This is a genomic window from Halomonas sp. 3F2F, from assembly GCF_014897805.1.
Taxonomy (GTDB): domain Bacteria; phylum Pseudomonadota; class Gammaproteobacteria; order Pseudomonadales; family Halomonadaceae; genus Vreelandella.
This window is the reverse complement of the sequence record NZ_JABUZE010000009.1, coordinates 1-16,357: the sequence shown is the minus strand read 5'-3', so window position 1 is coordinate 16,357 and position 16,357 is coordinate 1. Positions and strand designations below refer to the sequence as shown.

Annotated in this window: 15 protein-coding genes, 1 tRNA gene and 1 pseudogene; 10 read left to right on the top strand and 7 right to left on the bottom strand. The window is 49.5% G+C overall.

What is annotated here, in order from left to right; translation table 11 throughout:
* Positions 1 to 98 precede the first annotated feature (98 nt).
* A complete protein-coding gene (gene ppnN, locus INT21_RS00590; RefSeq protein WP_089038429.1) occupies positions 99 to 1,481 on the top strand; it encodes a nucleotide 5'-monophosphate nucleosidase PpnN in 1,383 nt (460 codons plus the stop codon).
* A gap of 72 nt (positions 1,482 to 1,553) precedes the next feature.
* Entirely contained in the window at positions 1,554 to 2,279 is a 726-nt protein-coding gene (locus INT21_RS00585) for a TSUP family transporter (RefSeq protein WP_193060359.1), read from the top strand.
* Between the two features lie 129 nt (positions 2,280 to 2,408).
* Here the strand turns inward: INT21_RS00585 and INT21_RS00580 are convergent, their stop codons facing one another.
* On the bottom strand, positions 2,409 to 5,132 hold the full coding sequence (locus tag INT21_RS00580) for an HAD-IC family P-type ATPase (protein WP_193060358.1): 2,724 nt from the start codon (positions 5,130 to 5,132) through the stop codon (positions 2,409 to 2,411).
* 432 nt (positions 5,133 to 5,564) lie between these two features.
* On the opposite strand from INT21_RS00580, the pseudogene INT21_RS00575 reads away from it, so the two are divergent.
* Positions 5,565 to 5,900, top strand: a pseudogene (locus INT21_RS00575) (VIT1/CCC1 transporter family protein); the annotation flags it as partial.
* 143 nt (positions 5,901 to 6,043) lie between these two features.
* Here the strand turns inward: INT21_RS00575 and INT21_RS00570 are convergent.
* The 4 genes from INT21_RS00570 to INT21_RS20620 all read right to left on the bottom strand — a co-directional run bounded on the left by INT21_RS00570 (position 6,044) and on the right by INT21_RS20620 (position 8,161).
* A tRNA-Pro gene (locus INT21_RS00570) sits at positions 6,044 to 6,120 on the bottom strand.
* 126 nt (positions 6,121 to 6,246) lie between these two features.
* Entirely contained in the window at positions 6,247 to 7,056 is an 810-nt protein-coding gene (locus INT21_RS00565; protein WP_193059764.1) for an inositol monophosphatase family protein, read from the bottom strand.
* Positions 7,057 to 7,149: 93 nt separating this feature from the next.
* On the bottom strand, positions 7,150 to 7,605 hold the full coding sequence (locus tag INT21_RS00560) for an anti-virulence regulator CigR family protein (protein WP_193059763.1): 456 nt from the start codon (positions 7,603 to 7,605) through the stop codon (positions 7,150 to 7,152).
* 160 nt (positions 7,606 to 7,765) lie between these two features.
* A complete protein-coding gene (locus INT21_RS20620) occupies positions 7,766 to 8,161 on the bottom strand; it encodes a prepilin-type N-terminal cleavage/methylation domain-containing protein (RefSeq protein WP_319022681.1) in 396 nt (131 codons plus the stop codon).
* Positions 8,162 to 8,376: 215 nt separating this feature from the next.
* Here INT21_RS20620 and pilB point away from each other — a divergent pair, with 215 nt between their 5' ends.
* The 6 genes from pilB to INT21_RS00525 are packed head-to-tail and all read left to right on the top strand — an operon-like array spanning position 8,377 to position 14,049.
* Positions 8,377 to 10,131 carry a type IV-A pilus assembly ATPase PilB gene (gene pilB, locus INT21_RS00550; protein WP_193084735.1) on the top strand — a complete coding sequence of 585 codons (1,755 nt, stop codon included), beginning with the start codon at positions 8,377 to 8,379 and terminating at the stop codon, positions 10,129 to 10,131.
* Positions 10,132 to 10,137: 6 nt separating this feature from the next.
* Positions 10,138 to 11,367: a type II secretion system F family protein gene (locus INT21_RS00545; protein WP_193084734.1), complete on the top strand. Its 1,230-nt coding sequence runs from the start codon at positions 10,138 to 10,140 to the stop codon at positions 11,365 to 11,367.
* A gap of 40 nt (positions 11,368 to 11,407) precedes the next feature.
* A complete protein-coding gene (locus tag INT21_RS00540; protein ID WP_193059760.1) occupies positions 11,408 to 12,253 on the top strand; it encodes a prepilin peptidase in 846 nt (281 codons plus the stop codon).
* Positions 12,254 to 12,293: 40 nt separating this feature from the next.
* Positions 12,294 to 12,890 carry a dephospho-CoA kinase gene (coaE, locus tag INT21_RS00535; RefSeq protein ID WP_193059759.1) on the top strand — a complete coding sequence of 199 codons (597 nt, stop codon included), beginning with the start codon at positions 12,294 to 12,296 and terminating at the stop codon, positions 12,888 to 12,890.
* Between the two features lie 39 nt (positions 12,891 to 12,929).
* Positions 12,930 to 13,163, top strand: a complete 234-nt coding sequence (gene yacG, locus INT21_RS00530) for a DNA gyrase inhibitor YacG (RefSeq protein WP_083004574.1) — start codon at positions 12,930 to 12,932, stop codon at positions 13,161 to 13,163.
* Between the two features lie 13 nt (positions 13,164 to 13,176).
* Positions 13,177 to 14,049 (top strand): DNA replication terminus site-binding protein, encoded by an 873-nt coding sequence (locus INT21_RS00525; protein ID WP_193059758.1) that lies wholly within the window; start codon positions 13,177 to 13,179, stop codon positions 14,047 to 14,049.
* A 27-nt stretch (positions 14,050 to 14,076) separates the two neighbouring features.
* Here INT21_RS00525 and INT21_RS00520 read toward each other — a convergent pair whose 3' ends face one another.
* A complete protein-coding gene (locus INT21_RS00520; protein ID WP_089038440.1) occupies positions 14,077 to 14,424 on the bottom strand; it encodes a hypothetical protein in 348 nt (115 codons plus the stop codon).
* A 370-nt stretch (positions 14,425 to 14,794) separates the two neighbouring features.
* On the opposite strand from INT21_RS00520, the gene INT21_RS00515 reads away from it, so the two are divergent.
* Positions 14,795 to 15,628: a helix-turn-helix transcriptional regulator gene (locus tag INT21_RS00515; protein WP_193059757.1), complete on the top strand. Its 834-nt coding sequence runs from the start codon at positions 14,795 to 14,797 to the stop codon at positions 15,626 to 15,628.
* 79 nt (positions 15,629 to 15,707) lie between these two features.
* On the opposite strand, the gene INT21_RS00510 is transcribed toward INT21_RS00515, so the two are convergent.
* Entirely contained in the window at positions 15,708 to 16,082 is a 375-nt protein-coding gene (locus tag INT21_RS00510) for a histone-like nucleoid-structuring protein, MvaT/MvaU family (protein WP_009724762.1), read from the bottom strand.
* Between the last annotated feature and the right edge of the window lie 275 nt (positions 16,083 to 16,357).

Here is a 16,357-nt window from a genome sequence, read left to right as displayed (position 1 = left end):
AGCCTCGCTTTATACACCATAACTTATGCGGATTCACTTAGTAAAGGCCATGATAGTATGTGGTTTCGTTAACAATATGATTAGGGACAGCCAGACTAATGACGCAACTCCCAGTGCCGCGCGCCACCATTTCCAGCATTATTTCCCCGGAAGGCAGCCTCGAAGTGCTTTCCCAGCATGAGGTCAACCGTTTAAAAAGCACCTCTAAAAGTGGCTTGCATGATCTGCTACGCCGCTGTGCACTCGCGGTGCTTAACTGCGGCAGCCCAACGGATGATAGTTTGGCCATTATGGAAGCCTACAAAGACTTTGATATTGAAGTCTTACAGCAAGACCGAGGCATCCGTCTTAAGCTAACCAATGCGCCCGCCGAAGCCTTTGTCGACGGACGAATGATTCGTGGTATACGTGAACATTTATCATCCATTCTTCGCGACATTGTTTATGTTTACAACGAAATCCAACACCACAAGCGGTTTGATTTAACCACGGGTGAAGGCACAACTAACGCCGTGTTTCATATCCTGCGCAAGGCGGGCACGCTGAAGCCGGGACGCGACCCAAGCTTGGTGGTGTGCTGGGGTGGCCACTCGATTTCCAGAGAAGAGTATGAATATACCAAGGACGTTGGTTATCACCTTGGCTTGCGAGATCTAGACATCTGCACCGGCTGCGGCCCTGGCGCCATGAAAGGCCCCATGAAAGGAGCTAACGTTGCCCATGCAAAACAGCGTCGTAAAGATGGCCGCTATTTAGGTATTTCTGAGCCAGGCATCATTGCAGCCGAAGCGCCCAACCCTATCGTTAATGAGCTAGTTGTCATGCCAGACATCGAAAAACGGCTCGAAGCATTCGTGCGTTTAGGGCACGGTATTATTGTTTTCCCCGGAGGGGTGGGTACTGCAGAAGAAATTCTTTACCTACTGGGAATTCTGCTTCATCCAAGCAATCACGATATTCCCTACCCACTCGTGTTTACTGGCCCAGCTGATTCCGCCGAGTACTTCCAGAAAATCGATGAATTCTTAGTTTATACGCTGGGCGAGGATATCCGCCGCTACTACACAATTATTACCGGCAACCCTGTGGCCGTCGCACGTAAAATGCGTGAAGAAATTGACGAGATTGCAGACTTCCGCCGCACGCATCAGGACGCTTTTTACTACAACTGGCGTCTTACCATTGCACGTGACTTTCAGGCACCCTTCGAGCCCACCCATGAAGCTATGCGCGGTCTAGCGCTTCACCGTCAGCAGCCAACCCATGAACTAGCGGCCAACTTGCGTCGTGCTTTTTCTGGCATTGTGGCGGGTAACGTTAAAGAGCCAGGGATTCGAGCAATTGAAGCCCATGGACCTTTTGAGTTAACTGCTGAACCAGAACTCATGCAGCGCTTAGACGAGCTATTAACCTCATTTGTCGCCCAAGGACGCATGAAACTTGATGGACAAGCATATACACCCTGCTATGTTCTCAAGTAACTAATTTAGCAAGCACAGCCTTTATCAGGCGCAACCCAGTCGCGCTGCGCCTGATACATCAGGAAATTCACCGTGATTATTGCTCTTTTAACGCTGATTGCAGCAGGCATCATCAAAGGTGCCATCGGTTCTGGCGTGCCAGTCATCGTAGTCCCTGTACTCACCATGCTCTACGACGTGAAGCTGGCTATTGCCGTGTTAATAGCCCCCAATTTGTTCAGTAACATTTTACAAGTATGGCAATATCGGCACCATTTGTTACCACTGCGTTTTCTCGCTGCCTTCTCTCTTTCTGGCGGGCTAGGCATTGTGCTGGGCACATGGGGCTTAGTCGTGTTATCACCCACTCTTTTATCGCTTGGGGTGGCCGCGTCGATCGTGCTCTATTTGGTCATCAAAATAGCTAGGCGAACGATCGCCCTTCCTTTCGCGACTGCCAACCGCATCGTGCTGCCTGTCGGTTTGCTCGCTGGCGTTCTGCAAGGTGCTGCGGGCATGTCAGCACCCGCATCTGTGACGTTTCTAAACGCAATGCAATTGGAGCGCCGCGTGTTTATCGGCTCTATCTCGGTGTTTTTTGTTGCTATCACCTGCGTGCAAATACCCGCGCTGCTGAGTGCGGAAATACTCACACTGGAACGTACGCTTTACAGCTTTATAGCACTATTCGTAATTCTCGCCGCCATGCCCATCGGCGCACAGCTCGGCAAACGCCTACCGCACCGCTGGTTTGATAATCTCATCATGCTGTTGCTGGCAGGTATTGCAGTCAAAATTATTGTGGATGCTGTGTTTTAAACCAAGCCTTACCACTAGACAGAAATGGCGCACAGGGAAATTACCCTAGCGCCACCTATGACTTGTTATCCCCCTAGGTGGCGCTGATCTTTTATAAACAGGGCATTACAATTAGCCCATGCTCAGTTTCTATTTAACCTTGAGCATGCGCCAGCCCACCTTCTCAGCTTCAATTAACAGATAAATCATTCCGCTACTTAAAATGATAGCTAGCCAATGCGTAATGCTTAACCCTTCGCTAGAGAAGATAAGCTGCATAAAGGGTAAATAGGTAAACGCCATTTGCAGCAACATCACCATCATAATAGCGATCCATACCGGCCGACTGCCAAAAATGCCGGCAAACGACAGCGTACTATTAATTAAAAAGCGGCTATTGATTAAATAAGCGGCACTGCCAGTGACCAGCATATTGACCGCCCCTGCCCGCGCTAGCGCTTCACTGCCCCCTTGGTTGAGTATCCAGGAGAACATGCCGAAGACGCCGACGAGCAGCAGCACAGACACAAAAATCACTCGCCACAATAAAAATAGATCAAGCAGCGGTGCTTTAGGGTCTCTGGGCTGGCGTGCCATTAAGTCTTTCTCCCCGCTCTCAAACGCTAATGCCAAGCCTAGCGTAATCGCTACCACCATATTTACCCATAATGCCTGTAACGGCGTTACCGGTAGCACCGAGCCTGATAGCACGGCAAGCATAATCGCCAAGCCCTGAGCAACATTGGTCGGCAGAATAAAGGTGATCGTTTTACGGATGTTATCGTAGACTTTGCGGCCTTCTTCAATAGCACTGACAATGGTTGCGAAGTTATCGTCTGCCAATACCATTTCAGAAGCATCTTTCGCCGCCTCAGTCCCCTGCACACCCATAGCAACGCCGACATCAGCACGTTTCAAGGCTGGCCCATCATTAACGCCATCTCCAGTCATGGAGCAAACCCCACCCCGTGCCTGCATCGCTTTTACTAAGCGCAGCTTATGTTCTGGAGATGCTCGAGCAAAGACATCAATCTCTAAAATAATGTCTTCTAACGCTTGATCGGACATCGCTTCAATTTCTCGCCCGGTAAGCGCTTTCTGGGTTTGCGCAAAACCCAGTTGTTTAGCAATAGCCAGCGCTGTCGAAGCATGATCACCGGTAATCATAACGGGACGAATACCCGCTTGTTGGCAACGTTTAACCGCTTCAATGGCCTCTTCTCTTGGTGGGTCCAGCAAGCCAATAATTCCCAGTAAGCGCAACCCACCTTCAATATGGTGATGATCAAGCTCATCAATTGCAGCGGCAGGTTTATCCGCAATGGCCAGAACGCGCAAACCTCGCGAGGAAAGCTCGTGAATACGGTTTTCCCACTCATTACGATCAATATCGACAGTGCCTTGCTTGGTAGCAACGCTGTCGCACATTTCTATCAAACGATCAGGCGCCCCCTTTACGATGACACGCTGGCCATCAGCTCCTGCATGCAGAGTGGCCATATACTTAAAGTCTGACTCGAAAGGGATCGCATCTACCCGCGGAAACTGCTGGCGCACCTCTGACGTTTTTATACCTGCTTTTTCACCGGCAACCACTAACGCGCCCTCTGTCGGGTCACCATAAATCTGATACTGTCCCGCCTGCTGTTGCAGCTCAGTGTCGTTACACAATACGCCAGCACATAAAAAATCGCTTAACGGTTGGGCACTGTCCATATCGACACATTCTGTGTCTTGTTCACCGCTGACACGCAGTCGATAAAAAGCCCCCTTGGGCGTGAAACCGATACCCTCGATGAAAAACTGCTCGTCACCCAGCCATACCGCTTGAGCCGTCATTTCATTGCGCGTCAATGTGCCCGTTTTATCGGAAAAAATAGTCGAGATGGAGCCTAACGTTTCTACTGCAGGAAGTCGTCGAATAATGGCGTTACGCTTCGCCATGCTTTGCACACCAAGCGCGAGCCCGATGGTGACAATGGCGGGTAGACCTTCGGGAATCGCGGCCACCGCTAGACCGACAGCAGCCATAAACATATCAGCAGCGGGCTGGTCATGAAGAAGCGTGCCTAACAACGCGGTAATAGCGGCGGCACCTAAAATAAAAATTGCCAGCACCCTGCCCGCACGATCAAGCTGCTGAAGCAACGGCGTTTTAATTTTTTCCACACCACGCAGAAGTTCGGAAATTTTGCCGATTTCAGTGTAGCGCCCCGTCTCAACGACCAAACCACGGGCATTGCCTTGTACCACAATCGTACTGGCAAACGCCATACTGCTTCGCTCCGCAAGATCCACATCTGCACTCACTGGGTGCGACTGCTTCTCTACAGGCACCGACTCCCCAGTTAGAGCCGCCTCGTCGGTGCGAAAACGCCGCGCTTCAATCAGTCGCACGTCCGCAGGTATCCGGTCACCACTTTCCACCAGCACGATGTCCCCAGGTACTAACGCTTCGGCAGGAATGGTAGTGCGCTTCCCGTCACGTATGACATTAGCCTGAGGAGAAAGCATATTGCGGATGCTATCAAGCGCCTGTTCAGCTTTTCCTTCCTGGATAAAACCAATCAGCGCGATCACGGCCACTACCCCTACAATGGCCGCCGCATCGATGACATGCCCAAGCAGGAAACTGGCAATGGCAGCAACCAGCAGTATAAGAATTAAAATATTATTCAGCTGATCCAATAAACGCCGATACCAAGGACGTCCCTGAGCCTGCTGAAGACGATTCGGCCCGTAGCGTTCTATACGCACTAGAGCCTCTGCAGTGGATAGGCCATCGACGGTAGCGGCCTGCCACGCCAGCGCTTGATCTATCGAGGCACAATGCCACTCTCGAGAAGGCTTCACTGGTGTTTGAGGGTTTTCCATCCATAAGCTCCCTTGTTAACTATACGGTCAGCTTACCGCAGGTTGCTGCACCGCAACACTGCTAATATTTATAAACTAACAAGGAAATGATGCAACGCAAAAAAAAGCCTCAAAATCAAGACTGAGTACGCCGAGTAAAACATCACAATGAATATTTTCTATAGATATGGGGGGCTGTTAATAGCGGTGAAAGTTGGTGTTTTTATTATATTGCGACCAACCAATGAAGTAAGCAAAGGTCAATATTATACCATTCAAATACTCGTATAATATTTTAAAAATAAATTAACTAAAAAAGCAAAAAATCATCATAGCCATGAAATATGACCCGCATCAAATAAACAGCCATTAACTACAATCACTCTATTAATGGTGGCTATACTATTCCTATCTGTCTACAAGGGACCAATACAATGACTATGTCGTGAACCGGATAGATGGGTGACTACTATGTTACAAGAAGAGCATGGGCTTTCATCTGTTGGACTTAACCCTCTTCGAGCAGCGTTAGTTACCTTTGGTGCTTTTTTGATCGTGGGCGCTCTGCCGTTACTTCCGTATACGATACCTAGCTTAGCGACCACAACGCAGTTTTTAGCCAGTCTAGGGCTGGCTTGCGGCGTATTCCTTGCTATTGGCATGCTCAAGAGCGCCGTCTACGGCCTACCGGCTTGGCGCTCAGGCCTGCGTACTCTTTTCATGGGTAGCGCTGCGGCCGGGCTCGCCTTTGCGACAGGCTATCTCGCGCAGCGTCTATTAGCAGGCTAGGCCTATAAAGACCTGCTTGGCTATTAATAATCATAGTATGTCAGTAAGCTTCACAACTTATGCTAATGATTGCTAATCCAGAATGAAGCTTAAAACCAAAAAACGGCCACCGCTGTAATAGCTAAGTGACCGTTTTATCTGTTTGGTCGGAGTGACAGGATTCGAACCTGCGACCTTTGCAACCCCATTGCAACGCGCTACCAAGCTGCGCCACACTCCGATATCTTGGGTTGGCAACGAATGTTAACCAACATCGTTTGCCTCAAGACGGTGCGTATACTAGCGCTTTCTTAACCAAATGAAAAGCTCTTTTTGCGCTTTCTTTTCAATTGCTTGCCGCTTGCACTTAATCGATGCTCTTAAGTAGCGATGCCATGGCATCATATACCTTGGGCGTTGTGACGAGCAGTTGCTCTGGGTAGAGGTCGGCTGGCACGCCGTCAGGCACCTCAGTTAAGTGGCCTACTTTCGCGCCTGCCTCGCGAGCAATGACCCAACCCGCGACAAAGTCCCATGGTGAAACGCTTTCGTAATATGCGTCTAAGCGGCCGCAGGCGACATCACAGAGGTCAATCGCAGCTGCGCCATTGCGACGAACATCCTGACAGCTCACCAACACGGCTTCCAAACGTGGTAGAAGCTGTTTGCGAGCCTGTTTATCGTAGGGAAAACCGGTAGCCACCAGAGTGCTTTCAAGCGTATCAGCGTCACTAGGCTTGATTGGTTGCTGATTGCAGTACGCACCTAATCCTTGCGCGGCACTGAAGGTATCACCCAAGAAAGGGGCATGAACGACGCCTACTTTACCGATGCCGTTCTCTATCCAGCCAATCGACACCGCCACATGGCGCAGGCCTTGGGCAAAGTTGACGGTTCCATCGATAGGATCTACCACCCACAGCCGCTCGGCGGGGGTATGCAGCGCACGCTCAGGGCTTAGCTCTTCACTCAATCTCGCTTCACCAGGAAAATGCTCCTCCAGGCGCTGGCTAATTAGCGTATCAACTGCCACATCAACATCGGTAACCAGCTCAATGCCGGCTTTTAAACGTTGACTGAAATCTTGCTGTTCGCGGGCGCGGCGAATCATATCGCCTGCCTCCTCCGCAATACGCACTGCCAGCGCCAGCCGCTCTTCTAGGGTGTAGGCCGTCATTAACGCTCCTTACTTGGTAATTTCACATTGCCTGAAGTAAGCCCAGCTTAAGCGGTGACGCATGGCATTACCATGAGCCATGCGAAACAACCTTTAACGAAGCGCATCCACCAGCACATCGACAACGATACGGGTCGCCGCCTCAATGAGTACGACATCGGCCCCTACGCGCTCCCATTCGTAGCCGGGGTACTGGGGAAGCTGAGATGCCAACGGGCCATCAAAGCGTTTTGCAATTCCCGGAGGAAGGGGTTTACCGCGTTCTAAATTGCGCTGAATACCCGGCGGCAATGGCTGGGCACGTGGCGCATCGTATTGCCGCAAGAGACGAAGCAGTTCACGTTCGTTGATACGAGGAAGATCTACAACGCGTTCGTCGCGATGGCGACGCTCATGTCGGCCTATATCCTGCCCGCCACGCTGGCGCTCGGAATGTGGGCTGTTGTCTCTAGCACCATGGGCGGGTGCGTGTGCTGGCTGTGCGACTGCCGCCACTTGCCACAACAGGGTGCAAACTAACAGGCAAGCGCTAAGAGGGATTGATTTCATTATCGGCTCCTTATGACCAGGAGCATTGAGTATAGAGAGCAAATGCGCAGGCAGTGTGAAGATTGAACAATATTAAAATACGGGCAAAAACCTGCAGATAAAAAAACCATTAGCTGGCACAGCTACCAAAGCTAATGGTTAGCTTTTACGTTGCTGTACACTATTCCCCGTCAGCCATAGAAATTATCCCGTCCCCAGATACATACACAGTTTCCTGACGATCCTGAGTTAAAACTTCAATAGTTTCTGATAGTTCGATATCTGCAGCGCCTGCAAACACAGTGAACAGCTCGTCAACATCCGTATTTTCAGCACATGACTGAAAGCTGAATTCAGGCGCGCCCTCTCCGAGAGACGCTTCCGCGATTGAAAGTGTTCTATATGAGTTGAGTTCTCCAACACATGCAGAAGCCTCTGAGCGGTCCAAGTAGCTTCCATACTTGGGCACGCCGATGGCAGCCAAGATTCCGATAATAGCAATGACTACCATCAGTTCAATGAGAGTAAAACCACTTTGCTTGTGAATTGTAGTTATTTTAAAAAATTTTTTATTCATAACACTGCTCCTTTGTGCTATTAAATTACCTCTTCAATAACATGAATGCGATAAGTGCGTTAAACAAACCCGTGCCACAATGTTTAACAATACCAACAACTTCTCGATGCTATATTGAATCAACAATAGCAATCACATCGTTACATTTCCGTTGACTATTAATAATAATTAATACTTAGCATAAAGAAATAAAACAAACATGATTGAATTTAGCCATGAACGATTTAACCCCCGGGCCGACGCTGAGCAAGGCGGCCATGCATAGCGGCCTGCACGGCATCGCTAAACGGCTGGTTGAAAATGGCGTGCTGACCGATGCTCAGGCGACTGTCGCGGAAAACACAGCAACAGAGCTTGACGTGTCGCTGTTACAGCACGTGGTCGATAGTGGGTTAGTAGAATCAGGCGCAGCAGCGCTGGCCGCTGCCTGGGAGTATGGTTTACCGGTCGTTGACCTAGATGCCATTCGTATAAATGCGCTACCACCCGCCAACGACTACCCCGTTAAAATATTAGAGCGTCTAGATATTCTTCCTCTGGCACGCCACGGGCACCGCCTTACTGTCGCTGTCCCCTACCCCGCTACGCTAACCCAACTGAATGAACTTCAATTTGCTACCGGGCTAAGTGTAGATGGCGTACTGGCTCCCGCTGATCAACTTAAAAACACTCTAACGCAATATCTAGCGCAAAATGAGCGCAGCATGCTAGATGAATTGGAAAACGTAGATGATGCGGTCAGCGCGTTGAATATTGTTCAGTTGGACGAAGATGAGGCGACATTAGACAAAGCAGCAACAGATAGCGAAGATGCCCCCGTCGTCAAATTCGTCAATAAAATACTCTTAGATGCTATCAACCGCGGCGCTTCCGATATTCACTTTGAGCCTTATGAAACCCTGTACCGGGTGCGCTTTCGTATTGATGGCATGCTGTTTGAAATTGCCCGCCCACCTTTTGCGCTTCGGCACCGCATCGCAGCACGTGTAAAAATCATGTCTCGGCTGGATATTTCTGAACGGCGTCTGCCTCAGGATGGCGCAATCAAGCTGCAGCTTTCACGCACGCGCTCAATTGATTTTCGAGTGAACTCACTACCCACTGTGTTTGGTGAAAAAATAGTACTGCGTTTGCTAGACCCTGCCACTGCTCAACTCGCTATCGAGCAGCTAGGTTTTAGCCCTGAACAGCAGGCCGTTTATGAACACGCACTTAAGAAGCCTCAAGGAATGATCCTGGTTACCGGGCCGACGGGGAGCGGTAAAACAGTGACGCTTTACACAGGCATCAACATTCTTAATCAAATTGAGCGTAATATCTGCACCGCCGAGGACCCGGTAGAGATCAAAGTGTCGGGGGTCAATCAGGTGAACGTTCTCCCTAAAATCGGTCTGAACTTCGCCAGCGCTCTGCGCGCCTTTTTACGCCAAGACCCTGACGTGGTGATGGTGGGCGAAATTCGCGACTTGGAAACCGCTGAAATTGCCGTAAAGGCAGCCCAAACAGGCCACTTAGTGCTATCTACCGTACACACTAACTCCGCCGCTGAAACGCTAACCCGTTTAGCGAATATGGGCATCGCATCGTATAACATTGCAAGCTCAGTTAGTTTGATCATTGCCCAGCGCTTGGCACGCAAGCTATGTGACCTATGCAAAGTACCCGCTAAGATTCCTGCCGAAGCGCTGCGTCAGGCTGGCTTTAGCCAACAGGATATTTGCAACGGCACGATTTATTCAGCGGTCGGTTGTAAACAATGCACCCAGGGCTATAAAGGTCGTATTGGTATCTATGAAGTGGTGCCTATTACTGATGCTATGCGTCAGTTGATTATGCGCGATGGCGATGCGCTAGATATCGATCAACAAGCTCGCCGCGAAGGCTACCCTAGCCTTTATCAGCGTTGCCTAAGTCGTGTGCTGGATGGCAGCACTAGCCTGGCAGAAGTTAACCGCATCAGTAAGGAGTAACGCGCCATGGCCAACGCTAAAGCATATCGCACCAAGCCAACGCCGCTACACCGCTGGAAGTGGGAGGGTAAAGGGCCGCAAGATCGAGCCATGCGCGGTGAGTTGATTGGCCGCACCAAACCCGACATCATTGAACAACTGGCTAAGCAGCGTATTGTCGCCACTAAAGTTCAAAAACGCAGCAGCTTTAGTGGACGCAGCAAGGTAACCAACGTCGACATCATGATTTTTGCACGGCAAATGGCCACCATGGTGCGAGCAGGTATCCCTATCCTTCAGGCGTTACAAGCCGTTTCTGAAAGCCTAAAAAAACCTGCGATGGTAGCCCTAACCCAGAAAATTATGGAAGACGTCTCTTCGGGCGATAGCCTTTCCAGCGCCATGGCAAAACACCCCAAACAGTTTGACCGCCTGTTCGTTAGCCTGGTCGACGCAGGAGAGCAGGCTGGTGCGCTTGACCAGATGCTGGAGCGGGTAGCCAGTTATAAAGAGAAAGTTGAATCACTCAAAAATCGTGTCAAAAAAGCGCTCTGGTACCCCACGGCAGTGATGATCATTGGTGTTGCCGTTACCATGCTGCTACTCATCAAAGTCGTGCCTGAATTTGAGAGTATGTTTCAAGGTTTTGGCGCAGAACTACCAGCGCTCACTCAGTTTACGGTTAACTTATCGGACATGGCCCAAAAGTACTGGTTACAAGCAACAGGTACACTATTTGGCAGTATAATGCTGCTGAAAGCTGCAGCGCGACGCTCACCACGCGTCGCTTATCGGTTAGACAGCATGATGCTTCATCTGCCTATCCTTGGCGATATTTTACACAAATCGGCTGTCTCACGATTCACACGCACCTTAGCGACTACCTTTACTTCAGGCGTGCCACTTATTGAAGGGCTCGAAACTGCCGCAGGTGCATCGGATAATCGCGTGTATATCAGAGCGATTAATGAAGTGCGCCAAGATGTCACTACTGGACAACAGCTGCATTTCGCCATGCGTATGACCAACCGCTTTCCAGCGCTGGCAGTTCAAATGGTGAATATTGGTGAGGAAGCCGGCTCACTAGATGCCATGCTTAACCGAGTCGCCGATTACTACGAAGAAGAAGTGGATAATAAAGTAGACGCCCTGACCTCGTTAATGGAACCGATTATTATCGTTGTCCTTGGCGCACTAGTGGGCGGCGTTGTTGTCTCCATGTATTTGCCTATTTTTGAAATTGGCACCGCACTATAAATAAACCGTTCATACACACTTCCCCAACAATTGGAATACCATGGGTTTATCACCAACCTTTTACCTCTTTTTTGCTTTCCTGATCGGCCTCTGCTTTGGCAGTTTTCTTAACGTTGTCATCACCCGTTTACCCGTTATGCTAATGCGCCGTTGGCGTAATGAAGCACGCGCCTCTCTTGAGCTGGCCGACGAAACATCCCCCCGCTTTAACCTTGCTACTCCAAGGTCAATGTGTCCACGCTGCGAACAACCCATTGCTTGGCACGATAACCTACCTTTAATAGGCTGGATAAAAAGAAGGGGAAAATGCGCCCATTGCCAAACTTCCATCAGTGTACAGTACCCATTCGTTGAGCTGATGGGCGGACTACTTGCTGTGGTCGTTGTGGCTTTGCATGGCCCGACGCTAAGCGCAATGTTTATCTATGGCGCTTGTGTAACACTACTGGCTTTGGCAGTAATCGACTTTCGAACCTATTTACTCCCTGATATGTTGACCCTACCGTTGTTATGGGCTGGCTTAGCTTACCAATTGTTCTTTCAGCCCCTACTGCTCCCTGGCGCTGTCATCGGCGCGATGGCGGGCTATCTTGTGCTATGGAGCTTTTACTGGCTATTTAAGCTCATAACAGGCAAAGAAGGCATGGGGTTTGGGGATTTCAAATTACTCGCTGCGCTTGGTGCCTGGGTAGGTTGGAGCATGTTACCGCTACTGCTTATTTTATCTGCAGGTATTGGCGCAATCATAGGATTAGCCGCTCAAGCTATTTATCCCCGGTTACGTGGCCAACCTCTCCCCTTTGGCCCCTTTCTTGCGCTGGCGGGCTGGATTTGCATACTGGTAGGCAACGAGTTAATGACACTCTATACGTCGTTGCTGTATTAAGCCTAACGCCGGTTTTGATTCAATTCTTTGGGGAGCATGCATGATCATTGGACTAACAGGTGGTATAGGCTCGGGAAAATCTACTGTTGCCCGTGCGTTTGGAGAACTGGGGATTGGCTGGGTAGATGCCGATGATGTCGCTAGAGAAGTCGTTGCCGTTGGCGAACCCGCGCTGGCAGCTATTGCCGAACACTTTGGCACAGACGTATTGAATTCCGACGGAACACTGAATAGGTCAGCACTGCGTAGCATCATTTTTGAGGATCCTGCGCAACGGCAGTGGTTAGAGTCTGTCACTCATCCCCAGGTACGCGAACGCCTTCTTTTGCATCTGGATCGTCTGCAGGCGCAGTCGCCTTATGTATTATTAGTGTCTCCTCTGCTTTTTGAGTCTGGCCAAGATAAGTTGGTTAATCGTACGTTAGTCATCGATGTGCCCGAATCGCTGCAATTAGCGCGTACGCTTGCCCGAGATGGGGTGAGTGAATCCCAGGTGCGTGCTATCCTCGCCGCCCAACTTCCACGCGAAGAACGCCTTGCTAAAGGCAATGATGTCATCGACAACAGTGGTGACCATGCGAATATGACGCGCCAGGTCATCCAACTGGATCGTCGTTATCGCGCCGAGTGCACTTAACGACGTACTTGAGACGTACTTTTGAAACAGGAGTTTGTCATGCCCACACCGGCAAATGATTCACCGCTAGAGGTTGCTTGCCCCCAATGTGGCAAGAAAGTTATCTGGGGGCCAGAAAGTACTTATCGCCCTTTTTGTAGCAAACGTTGCCAATTACTTGATTTGGGCGCTTGGGCGGAAGAGTCACATCGCATTGCAGGTGAATCCGCCATGGATGAGGCGGACTTGGATACCCTGCTTGCTCAAGCAGATAGAGACGCACCTCTTTCTTAAAGGCTCGCCCAACATGACTGACGCCACGCTGCCTCTATATCATCTACTGCATGAACTTGATGCCCACTTTGATCAACTGGTAGCCACCATTGAGCGGGCTGCAGCGCTATACGAATTTAGCCCACCACCTACTTGGCGGTTCCGGCCTGACGCGAACGATTCTATTTGGCTGAGGGAAGCACTGCTGGACATGTGGCATCAGCAGGGACAGGATGGCCGCGAAACGCGTAACTACATCGCGGTCATCGCCGCTAACGATGATTTATTAGCAGCGTGCCATCAAATTAACTACGCAAAGGCAAATATCAGCGACCTACTCGCGCGCATTAAGCAGTCTCATCCAAACGCGTTGAGCGACGCTAAGTCTCGCTTACCAAACCGTCATCCCCATATCGACGACATACTGCGTAAAAGCGGATTTGCAAGACTCCATCTGAAACAGTGCTGGCGACAACTCCCCATTGCCCCTGCGCCGGTGTCTAGAGTTAGGCTAGCGTGGTACAGCAGCGGTCGCTCAATCAAACGCGTTAGTGTTCAAGAGGCTGAGCAAAAATTATTACAACTAGACAGCGATGCACCACATATTCGTATACAGCTACGCAAGCTCGCCAGCATTCCAAGTGGAGAAATATTGGCGCAGGTACAAACCCAAGCCCCTTTAATGCGCGCGAATCTGTTTTTTGTCGAACCGCTTGCGGATGGGCACACGCGACGAGCACTTAATATTGCAATGCCGCTAATTGTGCCTGCTAATGAAGGGCGATTACCACATCTCAAAGCCCCAGCAGAAATGCCTCCAACGACTCGCACAAGAGCTAAGCGGCGCGACGAAAAACTAGAAGATGACGTATATTTACCTAGCTTACGCATCTATCGGTATCGCTAACGAGTTACCTCATCTCATAACGTCGCATTATTTACCCGCTACTGGCACGTCATCAAGCTTCCACCGCTTAGACTCCAGCAGCGCGTGTATGACCTCGCTTACATCTCGCTCCGACAAATCATATTCGCCAATCAGCGCTTTTAAGCGTTGATCAAACAGACGCTCTTGCTCATCCGAGTGTGCCGCTTCGTCTGCAGCTTGATCCTCAGCTTCCAACGCTGCAATTGAACGTACTGGCGGCCCCGTTGGAATATTGAAATCGCTGTTAGGATCTTCTAACTGGCGCAGCGCCTGCGCGAAGGCATCATCCAGCTCACGAAACTTACGTAGCTTTTCACGCTCATCTAGCTGTTTTTGAACTTTTTGATATTTCATCGATGTTTCATTTACACCTTACTTGAAATGGATGACAAGTCTGCTGAAACAGACCTTTTTCCGGCAAAACTGTGCCCAAACGCGTAAAGCCTCTGAGCAAACTTGCCTTTGCTCTTTCTTCCCAGCATAAAGGCATCACAACTTAGTAATAAATAAGCTGCTCCCGATATAAAACAGGATGCTCCTACTGGCAGAGCAAAAACGCCCAGTTAAGCAACCTAAGGTGGCGCATATAGCGGCAAATTCATCTAGTAGGCAAGCAGCAATGTTAATCGCCTATTAGATCACTAGCAACGCAAGCACCGGGATGGTGCATTACAGGTGAGATGAGTAGCGCGACCTGTACGACTTAAGCATAGGAGGCCAGATAATGTTCAATGCAATGATGCGAGCTGAGATCTGGCTGCAAGACACTCTCGATAAGCCGCTTGGAATCGAAGACCTTGCTAATCACTTAGGATACTCAGCATCACAAATACGCCGACAGTTCCGCCACTGTTTCAACATTTCACCTAGTGCTTACCGTGAAAAAAGGCGTCTTGAGCGAGCCGCTGTCTTACTTTCACTCACCTCACAAAATATAGCGCAAATCGCTATTCGTTGTGGATATACTAATCACTCTTCTTTTTCACGTGCATTTCAGCGCCGCTACCGGCTGTCACCCCGCGAATACCGTCAAGCGATAAGCAGCCTGTATCTTCTGAACAGACCTGACAAAAAATTCACAATCAGCATTGAAAGAAACCGTCCCGCACATGTGGTTTTAATGCGCTTGTACCAAGCACCAGACCACATTCCTGGGCTAGGCAACAAAAAGTATCACGCTAACCATTTAGACCACCTACAAGCCCAACTAGAGGCATCCACCCCAACCATGGTATTGCCAGACCTTTTAACAGAGAAAGTGACAGCCGCTGTAGAAGAACCTGCACCGAACCACACTCGAACTGATATCGGGCTCTATCTAGAGAATAGAGATACTGCCGAATACCTAGCACTGCCTGTCAACTACCGTCGGGTAGACATTCCTTCACGCTACTATGCGAAAATATACTTCGATAATATTTCGCAATTATCTTATGTAATATCTGAAACGCTAGTGGCATTAATGGATGAAAAAAATCGTTTAAATATCAGCGGTGATGCACCGCAAGTATTATGGCATCCGCATCATATTGAGCTTCGAATACCTTTATCTGCCTAGCCAGTCTGGATAATTTTTTATCCGCTCTCATCAAACCAAAAACCGGCACTTCTTGTTAGAAATGCCGGTTTAAAACGACTCAGTCTTCCATACGCTCTAGCCAGGATTCGACGGCTTCATCACCATGCTCATCTTTCCAGCTACGCAGGCCTTTATGATTACCGCCACGGGTTTCAATCACTTCACCAGTATGCGGGTTCTTATAAATCTTCAGACGACGCTTACGACGCGTAGAGGATGCCGCAGCACCTTTGGATCCGCGCTGATCCGCGTTAGGGTCCAGCAATGCAATAACATCAGAAGGACGCTTACCAAACTCGTTCATTAACGCTTCAAGCTTAGCTTTAAATTCAAGCTCGCTTTTCAAGCGCTGATCACCTTCCAAGCGCTGTAAGTCTTCTTGCAGTTGTTTTAGCTGCTGTTCCTTTTGAATATACTCATTTAATAACGACATGGGGATTCCTTTTAGCAAAGGTTTAACTGCGCGAGTTAATCAATCTATCAACTCAGTACGCACGGGTTCAGGATGCGCGCACATTATTGCTTTAAATGCGCTAGCTGACAATAGTCTAGTTGATTTTAGCTTAAATACTAATCGATTTTTATTGCTTAGTTGGAACTATAAAAACGAGCTTTATACTCAAGTCAAACATAGGCTAATGATCTATGTCATATCATACAGATTATCGAGTAGGAAGGGGAGTCGCCTCCCCTGTCCTCTCACACCAC

Excerpts from the sequence above, each read along its gene's own strand:
- ppnN (WP_089038429.1), top strand. The coding sequence starts at position 99 with ATGACGCAACTCCCAGTGCCGCGCGCCACCATTTCCAGCATTATTTCC.
- INT21_RS00580 (WP_193060358.1), bottom strand. The coding sequence starts at position 5,132 with ATGGAAAACCCTCAAACACCAGTGAAGCCTTCTCGAGAGTGGCATTGT.
- INT21_RS00565 (WP_193059764.1), bottom strand. The coding sequence starts at position 7,056 with ATGACGGCCTACACCCTAGAAGAGCGGCTGGCGCTGGCAGTGCGTATT.
- INT21_RS00560 (WP_193059763.1), bottom strand. The coding sequence starts at position 7,605 with ATGAAATCAATCCCTCTTAGCGCTTGCCTGTTAGTTTGCACCCTGTTG.
- INT21_RS20620 (WP_319022681.1), bottom strand. The coding sequence starts at position 8,161 with ATGAATAAAAAATTTTTTAAAATAACTACAATTCACAAGCAAAGTGGT.
- pilB (WP_193084735.1), top strand. The coding sequence starts at position 8,377 with ATGAACGATTTAACCCCCGGGCCGACGCTGAGCAAGGCGGCCATGCAT.
- INT21_RS00545 (WP_193084734.1), top strand. The coding sequence starts at position 10,138 with ATGGCCAACGCTAAAGCATATCGCACCAAGCCAACGCCGCTACACCGC.
- INT21_RS00540 (WP_193059760.1), top strand. The coding sequence starts at position 11,408 with ATGGGTTTATCACCAACCTTTTACCTCTTTTTTGCTTTCCTGATCGGC.
- coaE (WP_193059759.1), top strand. The coding sequence starts at position 12,294 with ATGATCATTGGACTAACAGGTGGTATAGGCTCGGGAAAATCTACTGTT.
- yacG (WP_083004574.1), top strand. The coding sequence starts at position 12,930 with ATGCCCACACCGGCAAATGATTCACCGCTAGAGGTTGCTTGCCCCCAA.
- INT21_RS00525 (WP_193059758.1), top strand. The coding sequence starts at position 13,177 with ATGACTGACGCCACGCTGCCTCTATATCATCTACTGCATGAACTTGAT.
- INT21_RS00520 (WP_089038440.1), bottom strand. The coding sequence starts at position 14,424 with ATGAAATATCAAAAAGTTCAAAAACAGCTAGATGAGCGTGAAAAGCTA.
- INT21_RS00515 (WP_193059757.1), top strand. The coding sequence starts at position 14,795 with ATGTTCAATGCAATGATGCGAGCTGAGATCTGGCTGCAAGACACTCTC.
- INT21_RS00510 (WP_009724762.1), bottom strand. The coding sequence starts at position 16,082 with ATGTCGTTATTAAATGAGTATATTCAAAAGGAACAGCAGCTAAAACAA.